The organism is Microbacterium sp. MMO-35 (assembly GCF_037147555.1).
GTDB lineage: Bacteria > Actinomycetota > Actinomycetes > Actinomycetales > Microbacteriaceae > Microbacterium.
In genome coordinates this window covers 218,593-234,549 of record NZ_JBBCVH010000002.1, presented here as the reverse complement: position 1 = coordinate 234,549, position 15,957 = coordinate 218,593, and the positions used below count along the sequence as shown (strand labels likewise).

At 69.8% G+C, this 15,957-nt stretch carries 10 protein-coding genes and 1 tRNA gene; 1 reads left to right on the top strand and 10 read right to left on the bottom strand.

The annotated features are described in order from the left end of the window. Positions 1-3: 3 nt before the first annotated feature. The 4 genes from WFJ01_RS04395 to polA all read right to left on the bottom strand — a co-directional run bounded on the left by WFJ01_RS04395 (position 4) and on the right by polA (position 6,357). Positions 4-771, bottom strand: a complete 768-nt coding sequence (locus WFJ01_RS04395; protein WP_336628325.1) for an SGNH/GDSL hydrolase family protein — start codon at positions 769-771, stop codon at positions 4-6. A 63-nt stretch (positions 772-834) separates the two neighbouring features. Next, positions 835-1,869 carry an LLM class flavin-dependent oxidoreductase gene (locus WFJ01_RS04390; protein WP_336628324.1) on the bottom strand — a complete coding sequence of 345 codons (1,035 nt, stop codon included), beginning with the start codon at positions 1,867-1,869 and terminating at the stop codon, positions 835-837. An 83-nt stretch (positions 1,870-1,952) separates the two neighbouring features. Beyond that, positions 1,953-3,638, bottom strand: coding sequence for a DUF885 domain-containing protein (locus tag WFJ01_RS04385; protein WP_251439776.1), 1,686 nt, complete (start codon positions 3,636-3,638; stop codon positions 1,953-1,955). Positions 3,639-3,726: 88 nt separating this feature from the next. Beyond that, on the bottom strand, positions 3,727-6,357 hold the full coding sequence (gene polA / locus WFJ01_RS04380; protein ID WP_336628323.1) for a DNA polymerase I: 2,631 nt from the start codon (positions 6,355-6,357) through the stop codon (positions 3,727-3,729). Positions 6,358-6,450: 93 nt separating this feature from the next. Between polA and WFJ01_RS04375 the strand changes: the two genes are divergently transcribed. After that, on the top strand, positions 6,451-6,849 hold the full coding sequence (locus tag WFJ01_RS04375; protein WP_336628606.1) for a hotdog fold thioesterase: 399 nt from the start codon (positions 6,451-6,453) through the stop codon (positions 6,847-6,849). A 4-nt stretch (positions 6,850-6,853) separates the two neighbouring features. On the opposite strand, the gene WFJ01_RS04370 is transcribed toward WFJ01_RS04375, so the two are convergent. The 6 genes from WFJ01_RS04370 to gltB form a co-directional block, all read right to left on the bottom strand. After that, on the bottom strand, positions 6,854-7,405 hold the full coding sequence (locus WFJ01_RS04370) for a GNAT family N-acetyltransferase (RefSeq protein ID WP_336628322.1): 552 nt from the start codon (positions 7,403-7,405) through the stop codon (positions 6,854-6,856). 4 nt (positions 7,406-7,409) lie between these two features. Beyond that, positions 7,410-8,027: an ANTAR domain-containing response regulator gene (locus WFJ01_RS04365; protein WP_045252013.1), complete on the bottom strand. Its 618-nt coding sequence runs from the start codon at positions 8,025-8,027 to the stop codon at positions 7,410-7,412. Positions 8,028-8,231: 204 nt separating this feature from the next. Next, positions 8,232-8,314 (bottom strand) — tRNA-Leu (locus tag WFJ01_RS04360). 75 nt (positions 8,315-8,389) lie between these two features. Beyond that, positions 8,390-9,835 (bottom strand): pyruvate kinase, encoded by a 1,446-nt coding sequence (pyk, locus tag WFJ01_RS04355; protein ID WP_251439768.1) that lies wholly within the window; start codon positions 9,833-9,835, stop codon positions 8,390-8,392. 58 nt (positions 9,836-9,893) lie between these two features. Then, complete coding sequence (locus WFJ01_RS04350; protein WP_251439765.1) at positions 9,894-11,357, bottom strand: glutamate synthase subunit beta; 1,464 nt, start codon at positions 11,355-11,357, stop codon at positions 9,894-9,896. Continuing rightward, on the bottom strand, positions 11,350-15,867 hold the full coding sequence (gltB, locus tag WFJ01_RS04345; RefSeq protein ID WP_295033035.1) for a glutamate synthase large subunit: 4,518 nt from the start codon (positions 15,865-15,867) through the stop codon (positions 11,350-11,352). The genes WFJ01_RS04350 and gltB overlap by 8 nt, the downstream gene beginning before the upstream one ends. Positions 15,868-15,957: the final 90 nt, after the last annotated feature.

Genomic DNA, 15,957 nt, shown 5'->3' with positions numbered 1-15,957 from the left:
CGCTCAGCCCGCGGACGACGGGCGGATCTCGGTCCAGTCGGCGAACTTGGGTCGACGGCCGTCACCCGAGGAACGCCGCGTCACGCGGCGTTTGATCCACGGGCCGACGTGTCGGCGGTAGTAGGCGGCCGTGCTGAGCGGCTCCTCCTCCGGCACCTCATGGGCATGCCACCACTCCTCGGGCGCTCCGGCGCCGACGGCGTCGAGCACCCGCGCGGCGACGCGGTGGTGCCCGTTCGCGTTCATGTGCAGCCGGTCCTCCGCCCAGTACTCGGGCCTGCTGAGCTCGCGGTCCGGCCAGTTCAGGGCCTGCACCACATCGGGGCGATCCTGGATCCGGCGCAGCACGGCGGCGGAGAGCTCGTCGCCTCGGCGCTGGATGAGCGAGGTCAGCGGGAGCTGGGCGGACGGGTTCGCTCCGGAGAGGACGATGAGCGTGGCGCCGGCCTCGTCGCACCGCCGGAGCACGCGCGTGAACGCGTCGGCGATGTGCTCGATGTCGGCTTTCGGGCGCAGCATGTCGTTGCCCCCGGCGTTGAAGGACAGGTGCGTCGGGCTCAGCGCCAGCGCGGGCTCCAGCTGCTCCTCGACCACGGGCCATGCAAGGCGTCCGCGGATCGCGAGGTTGGCGTAGGAGATCGGTTCGCCGAGCGCCTCCGCCCAGCCCAGCGCCGCGAGGTCGGCCCAGCCGCGCACGGTGCCGTCGGGAAGCTCGTCGCCGACCCCCTCGCTGAAGGAGTCTCCGATGGCGACGAAACGAACAGCGCTCATCCTCTCAGCCTACGACGACGGGGCCGCGCGGACGTGCGTCCGTGCGGCCCCGTCGAGCCGAGATCAGTCGGCGGCGAGCAGCTTCCGCACCCGCGGGATGACTTCGGTGCCGTAGAGCTCGATGCTGCGCATGAGAGCCTCGTGCGACGTCGTGCCTGTGGCGTACTTGAGGTCGAAGCGGCCGATGCCGAGCGTGCGCACGGTGTCGGCGATCTTGGCGGCGACGCGCTCCGGGGAGCCTGCGTAGACCGCCCCCTCGGGTCCCACCTCGTTCTGGAACTGGGCGCGGCTGTAGCCCGTGCCCCAGCCGCGCTCGGCGCCGATCGTGTTGCGCATCGTCTCGAAGCCCGGGTAGGCGGTGGACCACGCCTCGTCGTCGGTGTCGGCGACATGTCCCGGCGAGTGCACCGCGACGGGGAGCGCCGGGTTCCCGAAGGCGTCGACGGACCGGTGGTACAGGTCGACGAACGGGCGGAAGCGCGCCGCCGGTCCGCCGATGATGGCGAGCATGAGCCCGAGCCCGTGGCGTGCGACGCGCACGACCGATTCCGGAGACCCGCCGACGCCCACCCAGGTCCGCATGCCTTTCTCCGTCTTCGGGAAGACATCGGCGTTCTCGAGCGGCGGGCGGACCGTCCCCTGCCAGTTCACGGGCTCTTCCTTGAGCAGCTCCACGAACAGCTCCAGTTTCTCCTCGAAGAGCCGGTCGTAGTCGCGCAGGTCGAAGCCGAACAGCGGGAAGGACTCCGTGAAGGATCCGCGACCCAGCACGACCTCGGCGCGACCGCCGGACAGCGCGTCGAGGGTCGCGAAGCGCTCGAAGACGCGCACGGGGTCGTCCGAGCTCAGCACCGTCACGGCGGTGCCCAGGCGGAGACGCTCCGTGCGCGAGGCAATCGCCGCCAGCACCATCTCCGGGCTCGACACGGCGAAGTCGCGCCGGTGGTGCTCCCCCACCCCGAAGAAGTCGACGCCGACCCGATCGGCCAGGGCCGCCTGCTCCACGATGTTGCGGATGGTCTGCGCTGCGCTGAGAGTGTTGCCGTCCGCGTCGACGGTGATGTCGCCGAACGTGTCCAGTCCGAACTCGATCTCCATGCTGAGTCCCTTTCTATTCACCTGAATAAAGGCGAAAGGGGTCGCGGACATTCCCGCGACCCCTTCCCAGAACGAGAGGGCGCTCAGCCCACCTGGAACACGCTGCGCAGCGTGTCGAGACCGACACCGCCCATGTCGAGGGCGCGCTTGTGGAACGTCTTGATGTCGAAGGCGTCGCCCTCGCGCTCCTTGACGGCGTCGCGCACCTGCTCCCAGATGCGCTGTCCGACCTTGTACGACGGCGCCTGCCCCGGCCAGCCGAGATAGCGGTTGACCTCGAACTGACGGAACTCATCCGACATGTTGACGTTGCGGCGCATCATGTCGAGCGCGTAGTCGTGATCCCAGACGCCGTCGCCGTCGAGGCGGGGCTTTCCGAGGTGAACGCCGATGTCGAGCACCACGCGCAGCGCCCGCATGCGCTGGCCGTCCAGCATGCCGAGCCGATCCGCGGGATCGTCGAGATAGCCGAGCTGTTCCATGAGGCGCTCGGCGTAGAGCGCCCATCCCTCGGCGTGGCCCGAGGTGCCGGCGAGCACGCGCCGCCAGGTGTTCAGTTCGGCGCGGTTGTAGGTGGCCTGCGCGATCTGCAGGTGATGCCCCGGCACGCCCTCGTGGTAGACGGTCGTGAGCTCGCGCCAGGTGTCGAACTCCGTCACGCCCTCGGGCACCGACCACCACATCCGGCCGGGACGGGAGAAGTCGTCGGTCGGGCCGGTGTAGTAGATCCCGCCCTCCTGGGTCGGCGCGATCATGCACTCGAGCTCGCGGATCTGCTCGGGGATGTCGAAGTGCGTCGCGCCCAGCTCGGCGATCGCACGGTCGCTGGTCTCCTGCATCCAGCGCTGCAGCGCGTCTGTCCCGTGGAGCTTGCGGGCGGGATCCGCTTCGAGATGCGCCACGGCCTCTTCGACGGTGGCGCCCGGCAGGATCTCGTTCGCGATGGCCGTCTGCTCGGCGACCATCCTGGCGAGCTCCTCACGGCCCCATTCGTAGGTCTCGTCGAGATCGATGGTGGCGCCCAGGAAGCGCCGCGATGCGAGAGCGTACAGGTCTCGTCCGACCGCATCCTGCTGACCGGCGGCGGGCGCGAGCTCTGCGCTGAGGAAGGTGCGCAGCTCGTCATAGGCCACCCTGGCCGCGGCGGAGCGGTCGGCGAGGTCGCGGGCCAGGCTCGCCGGGAGCTGCCCCTCCTCCGTGGCGGCGTCGGCGACGAACGAGGCGAAGAAGCCGTCGTCGGCCGTGTAGCGGGCGATCTGGGTCGCGACCTCCACCACCTGACGGCGGGCGGGCACGACCCCCTTGTCGATGCCCTCGCGCAGCGTCGCGACATAGCCCTCGAGGGCGGCCGGGACCGCGCCGAGCCGCTCGGAGATCACGCGCCAGTCCTCGGCGGTGCCGGTCGGCATGAGGTCGAAGGACTGACGGATGTCCTGCGCCGCCGAGGCGATCACGTTCAGGTCGCGGAGATGCCACTGCGCCTCGCTCTGCTCCAGCGACAGCCGCAGTTCGGCGGAGAGGTCGGTCTTGGTGACACGGTCGATCTCATCGACGGGCTCCTGCGCGTCGAGCTCGGCGAGCACCCGCCGCGTCTCTGCGACCGATCGCTCATGACCGGACGGGCTGTAGTCGTCGAGTCGGTGGTTGACCTCGTTGCGCCCGATGTAGGTGCCGAGGATCGGAGAGAGGTCGGTGAGGGTGTCGACCCAGCCCTCGGCGATCTGATCGATGGCGGAGGGCGTGCGCGTCGTGGGCTGCTCTGCGGTCATCCCCCGAGCCTATCCGCGGAAGGCGCCCTGCCCCAGGGAACGACGCGTCAGGGTGGCCGCGTCATTCCCCGGAGTCAGGCTGCGCGGCTCAGTGCGCCGCTTCGTTCCAATCGGCGCCGCGACCGACCTGCACGTCCAGCGGCACCGACAGATCCGCCGCGCCGGCCATGCGATCGCGCACGATGCGCTCGGTCGCTTCCCACTCGCCCGGCGCGACCTCGACCACGAGCTCGTCGTGGATCTGCAGCAGGACGCGGGATGCGAGACCCTGATCGTGCAGGTCGGCGTGGATGCGGAACAGCGCGATCTTCATGATGTCGGCCGCGCTCCCCTGGATCGGGGCGTTGAGCGCCGCGCGCTCGGCGTTCTCGCGGAGGACGCGGTTCGGGCTCACCAGGTCCGGGAACGGGCGGCGACGGCCGAAGATGGTCTCCGTGTAGCCGACCTCCTTCGCCGCGATCACCGAGGCGCGCAGATAGTCGCGCACGGCGCCGAAGCGGGCGAAGTACTCCATCATGAGCTGCTTCGCCTCGGACTGCTCGATGCGCAGCTGCTTGGACAGGCCGAAGGCGCTCAACCCGTAGACCAGGCCGTAGGACATCGCCTTCACCTTGGTGCGCATCGCGGGCGTGACCTCGTCGGGCTCGACCCCGAAGACGCGCGCGCCCACGAAGCGGTGCAGATCCTCCCCGGAGTTGAAGGCTTCGATGAGACCCTCATCGCCCGAGAGGTGCGCCATGATGCGCATCTCGATCTGCGAGTAGTCCGCGGTGAGCAGCGTCTCGTAGCCGTCGCCGACCTGGAACGCGCTGCGAATGCGCCGCGATTCCTCGGTGCGCACCGGGATGTTCTGCAGGTTCGGGTCGGTGCTGCTCAGCCGCCCCGTCTGGCTGCCCGTCTGCACGTACGTCGTGTGGATGCGATGGTCGGGGCGGATCGCCGTGTCGAGCGACTCGATGATCTGCCGGAGCTTCGTCGCCTCGCGGTGCTGCAGCAGCAGATCGAGGAACGGGTGCGGGTTGCTCTCCTGGAGGTCTGCGAGGACGGCCGCGTCGGTCGAGTACCCGGTCTTCGTCTTGCGCGTCTTCGGCAGCTCGAGCTGCTCGAAGAGCACCTCCTGCAGCTGCTTCGGCGAACCGAGGTTCACCTCGCGGTCGATGATCGCGAAGGACTCCTCGGCGATGCGGGCCGCGCGCTCCCCCAGCTCCTGGGAGAAGCCGGAGAGGATCTCGTGGGAGACGGCGACGCCCGCGAGCTCCATGTCCGCGAGCGTGAGGAGGGTGGGCAGCTCGATCTCGCGCAGCACGCGATCCACGCTCTCCGGCACATCGGCACGCAGCGCGGTGGCCACGCGGCTGGCGAACCAGGCGAGCTGTGCGGGCGACGCCCCCTCGGTCTCGGGCACCAGCTGGCTCGGATCCGACTCCGGCAGCTTCTCCCCGAGATAGCGGTCGACGAGGTCGGCGAGCGTCTTGTCCGGGTAGCTCGGACGGAGCAGCCAACCCGCGAGGTTCGTGTCGTAGGAGACGCCGGCGATGCGGACCCCCGCGGTGCTCAGCGCCTTGATCTGCGGCTTCGCGTCGTGGAAGACCTTCGGGGCGTCGGACTCCAGCCAGTCGCCCAGGGCGGCCTGCACCGCCGGATCCCAGGACAGCTCGGCCAGGTCATCGCCGTGGGCGAGTCCGACACGACGCGGCAGACCGCCCGAGACCGTCACTTCCACGGCGACTTCGCCGGTCGCTGCGGCCAGCCAGGCGGCGAGGCCCTCGGCGGCGAGCTCGGTCGCTGCGGGCACGGCGACGGCTGTGGACTCCTCCTCCGGAGCCTCTTCGCCGACTGCCTCGAAGACGCGCGGCAGCAGCGTGCGGAACTCGAGGCGCGCGAAGATGTCGCGCACGGCCTGCGCATCCATCGGCATCACGGCCAGGTCGGCAGGACCGACCGGCAGCTCGACGTCCTGCAGGAGACGGTTCAGCTTGCGGTTGCGACGCACATCCTCGATGTGCTCGCGCAGGTTTCCGCCCACGACGCCCTTGATCTCGCCGGCGCGTTCGAGCAGCTCGTCCAGCGACCCGAACTGGGTCAGCCACTTCACCGCGGTCTTCTCGCCCACCTTCGGCACGCCCGGCAGGTTGTCGCTCGTCTCGCCGACGAGCGCGGCGATGTCGGGGTACTGCTCCGGGCGCACCCCGTAGCGCTCCTGCACGGCGACCGGGTCGTAGCGCTTGAGCTGGGACACGCCCTGCACGTTCGGGTAGAGAAGGGTGACCTCGTCGTTCACGAGCTGGATCGTGTCGCGGTCGCCCGACACCACGAGCACGTCGTACCCCTGGGCGGAGCCCTGTGCGGCGAGCGTGGCGAGGATGTCGTCGGCCTCGATCCCCTCCTTGGTGAGCACCGGGATCGACATCGCTGCGAGGCAGTCCTGCAGCAGCGGGATCTGCCCGCGGAACTCCGACGGCGTCTCCGAGCGCGTCGCCTTGTACTCCGGATACTCGTCGGTGCGGAAGGAGTGCCGCGACGTGTCGAAGGCGATCGCCATGTGGGTCGGCCGCTCGGCCTTGATGAGGTTCACCAGCATGGACAGGAAGCCGTAGATGGCGTTCGTGTGCTGGTTGTCCTTGGTGGTGAAGTTCTCCACCGGAAGGGCGAAGAACGCCCGATACGCGAGCGAATGGCCGTCGACGACCATGAGGGTAGGCTTTGCGGAGTCCGTCACCACTTCAGCCTAACGACACCGACGGACATCGAATCGAGGAGGATCCGCGTGAGCGACCCGGCCGACACGAGCACCGTCCCGTCCAGCCCCGGCATGGACTGGGCTACGGAGCGGGGCATGGGCGCGCTGGCGGAGAAGATGGGTCTCAGCTGGGTCGAGTTCTCCGTCGACCGCTGCGTCGCGACGATGCCGGTCGAGGGGAACACCCAGCCGGTGGGCCTCATGCACGGCGGCGCCTATGTGGTGCTGGGCGAGTCGCTCGGCTCGATGGCCGCGAACCTGCACGCCGGTCCCGGGAAGCTCGCCGTGGGCGTCGACATCAACGCCACGCACACCCGCTCGGCGACCAGCGGCGTGGTGACCGGCGTCTGCACGCCGGTGCACCTCGGCCGCAGCCTCACCGTTCACGAGATCGTCGTGAACGACGATCAGGGCCGGCGCTGCTCGACCATCCGCATCACGAACATGATCAAGGATCTTCCCGGCGCCTGAGCGCTCAGGGCCGGTGATCCGGACCATCCTCCAGGATGCGCTCGAAGAGCAGATGGTCCTGCCACTCCCCCGCGATCCTCAGATAGCGTTCCGCACGGCCGATCTCGCGGAAGCTGTTCGCCTGGAGGACACGCTGCGAGGCCGCGTTGTGCAGGAGGGTGGCGGCCTGCACGCGATGCAGGCCGAGGTCGTCGCGCGCCTGGTCGCAGACGGCTCGGACCGCCCGGCGCATGGTGCCCCGTCCGGTCACCGCGCCGTCGATCCAGTACCCCAGATGGGCGCTCCAGAACGCACCGCGGACGATGTCGCTGAGGTTCAATCGGCCCACGATGCGCCCGCCGGCATCCGTCAGCACGAAGGCGCAGCTGCGACCGGCATCGACGGCGCGCAGCGTCTCGTCGACGTGGCCCTGCTGCCAGCGCACCGTGAAGAACTCCTCGGAGCGCAGCGGCTCCCAGGGCGCCAGGTGCTCGCGGTTGCGGGCGTACGCGGCGGCGAGGTCCTCGCCGTCGCCCGCCAGAAGCGGACGGAGGCGGATCCCGTCTCCGAGATCCACGCCCTTACTTCTTGGGGGCGAGCTGCTCGATGATCGCCTTCGCCACGTCCTGCATGGTGAGGCGGCGGTCCATCGACGCCTTCTGGATCCAGCGGAAGGCCTCGGGCTCGCTGAGGCCCATCTTCTCGTTGAGCAGGCCCTTGGCCCGGTCGACGAGCTTGCGGGTCTCGAAGCGCTCGACCATGTCGGCGACCTCGGCCTCGAGCGTGATGATCTGCTCGTGGCGGGCCAGGGCGATCTCGATCGCAGGCAGGAGGTCGTTCGGGGTGAAGGGCTTCACGACGTAGGCCAGCGCACCGGCCTCGCTCGCGCGCTCGACGAGCTCCTTCTGGCTGAACGCGGTGAGCAGCACGACCGGGGCGATGTTGCCCTTGTGCAGCTTCTCCGCGGCGCTGATGCCGTCCAGCTGCGGCATCTTCACGTCCATGATGACGAGATCGGGGCGCAGTTCGGTGGCCAGCTGCACCGCGGTCTCGCCGTCGCCGGCCTCGCCGACCACGTCGAAGCCGTTGTCGCGGAGGATCTCGACGATGTCGAGGCGGATCAGCGACTCGTCCTCGGCGACGACGACGCGTCGCGGGGCGGACGAGGCGGGCTGCTCAGGCTGCTGCTCTTCAGTCACGGATCCATCCTACTGGACGGGAGTTTCGGATCTCGTGAACCCTGGTGCCCGCGGTGGGACTCGAGTCCCACCGGGCCTTCTCCGCACGTCGCCTGCGCGACGCACGGAGCCTCTGGCAGGCGGGGCCCTGGGGCTCGAGGCGCCCCATACCGAAACAGAAGGGCGTCTCGGAGCGACCTGGCGGCCGCTCCGAGACGCTCCCGGTGCCGGCGGTGGGACTCGAACCCACACGTCCTCTCGGACAAAGCATTTTGAGTGCTCCGCGTCTGCCATTCCGCCACGCCGGCCCGGATCGACTGTAGCGCACCCGGAGACGCGACGAGGGCCGGTCCCCCAGGGGAACCAGCCCTCGTCGTCGCGTCCTACTTGGCCTGGTAGGCCGGAGCGGCACCGTGCACGGTGTCGCCCACGCGGTGGATGCGCAGGTCGTTCGTGGAACCGACGATCCCGGGAGGGGAACCGGAGATGACCACGACCTTGTCACCCACCTCTGCGAGGCCGGATCCGAGCAGGTGCTCGTCGACCTGGTGGAACATCATGTCGGTGTGCGGCACGAAGTTCACGAGACTCGTGCGGACGCCCCACGTGACGGCCAGACGACGGCGGATGGCCGGGTCGGGCGTGTACGCGAGCATCGGGATCCGCGAGCGCAGCCGCGACAGGCGCCGCGCCGAGTCGCCGGACTGGGTGAACACGCACAGGAACTTGGCCTCGACGAACTCGGCGACCTCGAGGGCCGCGAGCGTGATCGCGCCGCCCTGCGTGCGCGGCTTGGTCGTGAGCGGGTGGATGCGCTCCAGCCCGTGATCCTCGGTGGACTCGATGATCCGCGCCATGGTCTCCACGACGATGACGGGATACTCGCCCACGCTTGTCTCGCCCGAGAGCATGACAGCATCGGCGCCGTCGAGGACGGCGTTGGCGACGTCGGAGGTCTCGGCGCGCGTCGGCACCGGGCTCGAGATCATCGACTCGAGCATCTGCGTCGCGACGATGACCGGCTTCGCCATGCGGCGCGCGAGCTCGACGGCCCGCTTCTGCACGATCGGCACCGCCTCCAGCGGCAGCTCCACGCCGAGATCGCCGCGGGCGACCATGATCCCGTCGAACGCGTCGACGATCTCCTCGAGGTTGTCGACGGCCTGGGGCTTCTCGATCTTCGCGATGACCGGGATCTTCACGCCCTCTTCGGCCATGATCTCGTGCACGCGGGACACGTCCGCCGCATCGCGCACGAACGACAGCGCGATGAGGTCGGCGCCGGTGCGCAGACCCCAGCGCAGGTCGTCCTCGTCCTTCTCGCTCAGGGCGGGGACGCTGACCGCGACGCCGGGCAGGTTGATGCCCTTGTTGTTCGACACGGCGCCGGCGACGACCACTCGCGTGGTGACGACGGTGCCGTCGGTGTCCACCACCTCGACGCGGACCTTGCCGTCGTCGATGAGGAGGAAGTCGCCCGGCTTGACGTCCTGCGGAAGGCCCTTGAAGGTCGTGCCGCAGATGTCCTTGTTGCCGAGGATGTCCTCGGTCGTGATCTTGAAGATGTCGCCGACGGCGAGCTCGTAGGGTCCGGCCTCGAACTTGCCGAGGCGGATCTTCGGGCCCTGCAGGTCGACGAGGACGGCGACCGCGCGTCCGGAGTCCTCCGCGGCGCGGCGGACGTTCGCGTAGTTGTTCTCGTGCACGGAGTAGTCCCCGTGGCTGAGGTTCAGTCGGGCGACGTCGACTCCGGCATCGATGAGGGCCCGCACCGTCTCATACGTCGAGGTTGCGGGGCCGAGTGTGGCCACGATCTTGGCACGTCTCAATGCGTTCTCCGATAAGTGTCAGGGGGATGGAATAAAGGGCCACGCTGCCGGGGCCAGCCTACGCGGGCTGGACCCCGATCGCGACATCCGACGGACGGACCGGCGCGGGCAGCACCGTCTCCCCCATGAGATGACGGTCGACGGCGGCGGCCGCGGCGCGACCCTCGGCGATGGCCCACACGATGAGCGACTGACCGCGCCCCGCGTCTCCCGCGACGAACACGCCGGGGAGCGTCGAGGCGTAGTCCTCGTCGCGGCGGAAGGCGCCGCGGTCGGTGCGCTGCGGCGCCTCTTCGCCGAACGTGTCGTGCTCGGGACCGGTGAAGCCCATCGCGATGAGGACGAGATCGGCCGGGATCTCGCGCTCGGTGCCGCTGCGGGGCACACGACGGCCGTCCACGAACTCGGTCTCGGCCACGCGCAGGGCGCGCACCTCGCCGGCCTCGTTGCCGAGGAACTCGACGGTCGACGCGAGGTACTCGCGCGCGCCGCCCTCCTCGTGGGCGGAGGAGACCTCGAACACGGTCGGCATCATCGGCCACGGCTGGTGGTCGGGCCGATGCGCGGACGGCTGGCGCCCGATCGCGAGGTTGGTGACGCTCAGCGCGCCCTGGCGGTGCGCCGTGCCGATGCAGTCCGCTCCGGTGTCGCCGCCGCCGATCACGATGACGTGCTTGCCCTCGGCCGAGATCTGGTTCGAGACCGGGTCGCCGGCGACGGCCTTGTTCGACTCGACCAGGTACTCCATGGCGAAGTGCACCCCGTCGAGGTCCCGCCCGGGGATCGCGAGCTCTCGCGGCAGCGTGGCCCCCGTCGCGATGACCACGGCGTCGTAGCGGGTGCGCAGGTCGTCCCACGTGATGTCGACGCCGATGTTCACGCCGGCACGGAACCGGGTGCCTTCCTCCGACATCTGCCGCAGGCGCGCGTCCAGGTGCGACTTCTCCATCTTGAAGTCCGGGATCCCGTAGCGCAGCAGTCCGCCGATGCGATCGTCGCGCTCGAAGACGGCCACCGTGTGGCCCGCCCGGGTGAGCTGCTGCGCCGCGGCGAGCCCCGCGGGACCGGATCCGACGACCGCGACGGTCTTGCCCGTCAGGCGCTCCGGGGGCTGGGCCTCGACCCAGCCCGAGGCGAACGCCTGGTCGATGATCGACACCTCGATCTGCTTGATCGTGACGGCGGGCTGGTTGATCCCCAGCACGCAGGCGCTCTCGCAGGGCGCCGGGCACAGCCGCCCGGTGAACTCCGGGAAGTTGTTCGTCGCGTGCAGACGCTCGATCGCGGCCCGGCCCTCGCCGCGCCAGGTGAGGTCGTTCCACTCCGGGATGAGGTTGCCGAGCGGGCACCCCTGATGGCAGAACGGCACACCGCAGTCCATGCATCGGCTGGCCTGGCGGCGGAGCACGGCCGAATCGCCCGGCTCGTACACCTCCTTCCAGTCCATGATGCGGACCGGAACGGGCCGGCGGGCGGGGAGCTCGCGCTCCGTGACGTTCAGGAAGCCCTTGGGATCAGCCACCGGTCACCTCCAGGATGCGGGTCCAGACGATGGAGCCGTCGGGGTCGATCCCCTCGGCCTCTGCCTCTGCCCTGGTCCGCAGCACGGCCGCGTAGTCCCGGGGCAGGATCTTCGTGAAGGAGGCGGCGAAGTCGTCGTCCCCCAGGATCTCCGCGGCGAGCGGGGATCCGGTGCGCTCCACGTGCTGGGCGAGCAGCTCGCGGAGCTCCTGCGCATCCACCTCGTCGAGCGGGAGCAGCTCCAGCTCCCCCGAGTTCAGCGACAGCGGGTTCACGCGCTCGGTGTGCAGGTCGCGCACGTAGGCGATGCCGCCGGACATGCCGGCGCCGAGGTTACGACCGGTGCTGCCGAGGATCACGGCGACGCCGCCGGTCATGTACTCCAGCGCGTGGTCGCCCACCCCCTCGGCGACCGCGGTCGCGCCCGAGTTGCGGACCAGGAACCGCTCGCCGACGACGCCGGAGATGTGGATCGTCCCGCTCGTCGCGCCGTAGCCGATCACGTTGCCCGCGATGACGTTGCGGTGCGGCTCGAAGTCCGCGCCACGGTGCGGACGGATCGCGATCTCGCCGCCGGAGAGGCCCTTGCCGACGTAGTCGTTGGCATCTCCCTCGAGGGAGATCGAGATGCCCCGCGGCAGGAACGCTCCGAGCGACTGGCCGGCGGTTCCGCGCAGCGAGATCCCGATCGTCCCCGACGGCAGACCCTCGCCCCCGTGGCGCACGGTCACGGCGTGGCCGAGCATCGTGCCGACGGCGCGCTCCGTGTTGCGGATCGGCAGATCGAACGAGACCGGCGTGCCGTTCTCGATCGCCTCGCGCGCCGCTTCGAGCAGCGGCGTGTCGAAGTGCTTCTCGAGCTCGTGGTCCTGCGTGCGCGCGCTGCGGCGCGGTTCGTGCGCAGGGAACGCCGGGCCCTCGAGCATCGGGGCGAGGTCGAGGCCGTCCGCCTTCCAGTGCCGGATGGCGGCATCGGTGCGGAGCAGATCGGCGCGGCCGATGATCTCGTCGAGACTGCGGAAACCGAGGGCGGCCAGGAGCTCCCGCACCTCCTCCGCGATGAACTCCATGAAGTTCACGACGAACTCCGGCTTGCCGGTGAACCGCTCGCGGAGCACCGGGTTCTGCGTGGCGACGCCGACCGGGCAGGTGTCCAGGTGGCAGACGCGCATCATGATGCAGCCCGAGACGACGAGCGGAGCGGTGGCGAAACCGAACTCCTCGGCGCCCAGGAGCGCTCCGATGATCACGTCGCGGCCGGTCTTCAGCTGGCCGTCGACCTGCACGACGACGCGGTCGCGCATGCCGTTGAGCATGAGCGTCTGCTGGGTCTCGGCCAGACCGAGCTCCCAGGGCGTTCCGGCGTGCTTGAGGGAGTTCAGCGGGCTCGCGCCCGTGCCTCCGTCGTGGCCGGAGACGAGCACGACGTCGCTGAGCGCCTTCGCAACGCCCGCCGCGACCGCGCCGATGCCGGACTGGCTCACCAGCTTGGTGTGGATCCGCGCGTTCGGGTTGGCCCGCTTCAGATCGAAGATGAGCTGCTTGAGGTCCTCGATCGAGTAGATGTCGTGGTGCGGCGGCGGAGAGATGAGCCCGACGCCCGGCGTCGCGTGCCGGGTGCGCGCGATCCACGGATAGACCTTCTGCGGAGGCAGCTGACCGCCTTCGCCGGGCTTCGCACCCTGGGCGAGCTTGATCTGGATGTCGTCGGCCTCGGTGAGGTACTGGCTCGTGACGCCGAACCGGCCGGAGGCGACCTGCTTGATCGCGCTGCGGCGCTCCGGGTCGACCAGGCGCTCCGGATCCTCGCCGCCCTCGCCCGTGTTCGACTTCGCGCCGAGGCGGTTCATCGCGATCGCGAGAGTCTCGTGCGCCTCCTGGGAGATCGAGCCGTAGCTCATCGCCCCGGTGGAGAAGCGCTTGACGATGGCGGAGACGGGCTCGACCTCGTCGATCGGCACTGCCGGACGCTCCCCCGTGCGCAGCTCGAACAGCCCGCGCAGGGTCTTCAGCTCCCTGGCCTGGTCGTCCACGAGCTTGGTGTACTCGCGGAAGATGTCGTACCGCCGGGTGCGCGTCGAGTGCTGCAGGCGGAACACGGTGTCCGGGTTGAACAGGTGCGGCGAGCCGTCGCGGCGCCACTGGTACTCGCCGCCGGTCCAGAGACGCTCGTGCGCACGCGCCGCCGCGTCCTCCGGATAGGCGAAGTCGTGCCGCGCCTGGTTCTCTGCGAAGAGGTCCTCGATGCCGATGCCGCCGAGCTTGGTCTCGGTGCCGGTGAAGTAGGCGTCGATGAGCTCCTGGCTGAGGCCCACGGCCTCGAAGACCTGCGCCCCGGCGTAGGAGCCGACGGTGGAGATGCCCATCTTGGACATGATCTTCAGCACGCCCTTGCCGAGCGCGTAGATGAGGTTGCGGACCGCCTTCTCCGGCGTGATGCCGGTGATGTAGCCGGTGCGCACGAGGTGCTCGACCGTCTCCATCGCGAGGTACGGGTTCACCGCGGACGCGCCGTAGCCGATGAGCGTGGCCACGTGGTGCACCTCGCGGACATCACCGGCCTCCACCACGAGACCGACCTTCATGCGGTCCTCGCGGCGGATGAGGTGGTGATGCACGGCCGACAGCATCAGCAGCGACGGGATCGGCGCGAGGTCCTTGTTGGAGTCGCGGTCGCTGAGGATGATGAGCTCCGCGCCGCGCTCGATGGCCTCGTCGACCTCGGCGCACATCTCCTCGAGGCGGCGAGCCAGCGAGTCGGGGCCGGCGTCGAAGTGGTACAGGCCCTTGATCGTCGCGCTGGAGCGCTCCGGCCGGGACTTGTCGATGTGGCGGATCTTGGCGAGCTCGTCGTTGTCGATGACCGGGAAGTCCAGCACGATCGTGCGGGCGTGGTCCGGACCCCAGTCGAGCAGGTTGCGCTCCGGGCCGAGGCCCAGGGACAGGTTGGTGACGACCTCCTCGCGGATGGCGTCCAGCGGCGGGTTGGTCACCTGGGCGAACTGCTGCACGAAGTAGTCGAAGAGCAGGCGGGGACGCTCGGAGAGCACCGCGATCGGCGTGTCGCTGCCCATGGCGCCGAGCGGCTCGGCGCCGGTCTGCCCCATCGGCGTGAGCAGGATCCGCACCTCCTCCTCGGTGTAGCCGAAGGTGCGCTGGCGGCGGGTGATGGAGGCGACCGGGTGCACGATGTGCTCGCGCTCCGGGAGGTCGGCGAGGCGCACGCGCCCCTCCTCCAGCCACTCCTGCCACGGGTGCAGGTTCGCGAGGTCGCGCTTGACCTCGTCGTCCTCGACGATACGGCGCTGCGCCGTGTCGACGACGAACATCGTGCCGGGCTGCAGGCGCCCGCGGCGCTTGATGCGCTCGGGCTCGAACTCGAGCACTCCGGTCTCGCTGCCGATGACGACGAGACCGTCGGTCGTCTCGGTCCACCGGCCCGGGCGCAGCCCGTTGCGGTCGAGGGTGGCGCCGACGAGCGTGCCGTCGGTGAAGATGAGGGCGGCCGGACCGTCCCACGGCTCCATCTGGTTCGCGTGGTACTCGTAGAACGCGCGCAGATCCGGATCCAGATCCGTCTGGCGCTCCCAGGCTGCGGGCACCATCATCATGATCGCGTGCGGGAGGCTGCGTCCCGTGAGGGTGAGCAGCTCGAGCACCTCGTCGAACGATGCCGAGTCGCTGGCGCCGTCGGTGCAGATCGGCAGGAGCGGGCGGATGTCGCCGAGCAGCTCGGACTCGAGCTGCGACTGCCGGGCGCGCATCCAGTTGCGGTTGCCGCCGACGGTGTTGATCTCGCCGTTGTGGGCGAGCATGCGCAGCGGCTGCGCGAGCGGCCACGACGGGAACGTGTTGGTCGAGTAGCGCGAGTGCACGACCGCGAGCTCCGAGGCGAAGCGCTCGTCCTGCAGGTCGGGGTAGAACGGCTCCAGCTGCAGGGTCGTGACCATGCCCTTGTAGCCGAGGGTGCGCGCCGACAGCGAGACGAAGTAGGCGTCGAGCTCGTGACCGGCGCGCTTGCGCAGCCGGTAGGCGACGCGATCGAGCGCGATGCCGGAGAGCGCCTCGGCGGAAGCCGACGCGGGACGCGAGACGAAGAGCTGCTCGAACGCGGGACGCGCCTCGTCGGCGAGCTTGCCGAGATGCTGGTTCGCCGTGGGCACCTCGCGCCAGCCGAGGACGGTGAGGCCCTCCTCCGCGGCGATCTTCTCGATGCCGGCCTTCTGCGTGCGGCGGGTGCGGGAGTCGAGCGGCAGGAAGGCGAGTCCGGCGGCGTACTCGCCGACCGGGGGAAGCTCGAAGGAGACGACCTCCCGCAGGAACGCATCCGGCATCTGCGTCAGGATCCCGGCGCCGTCGCCGGTGCCCGCATCGGAGCCGATGGCGCCGCGGTGCTCCAGGTTGCGCAGCGCCTCGAGCGCGAGCGCGATGATGTCGTGGCCCGGCTCCCCGCGCAACGTCGCGACCATGGCCAGGCCGCAGGCGTCCTTCTCGAACGCAGGGTTATACATCCCCTGCTTCGGGGGGTAAGCGCCGGAAGCGCCGTAGGGAGGCTGGAAGTACACCAGTCACCGTCCTCAGATTTCAGATGAACCCGGGGA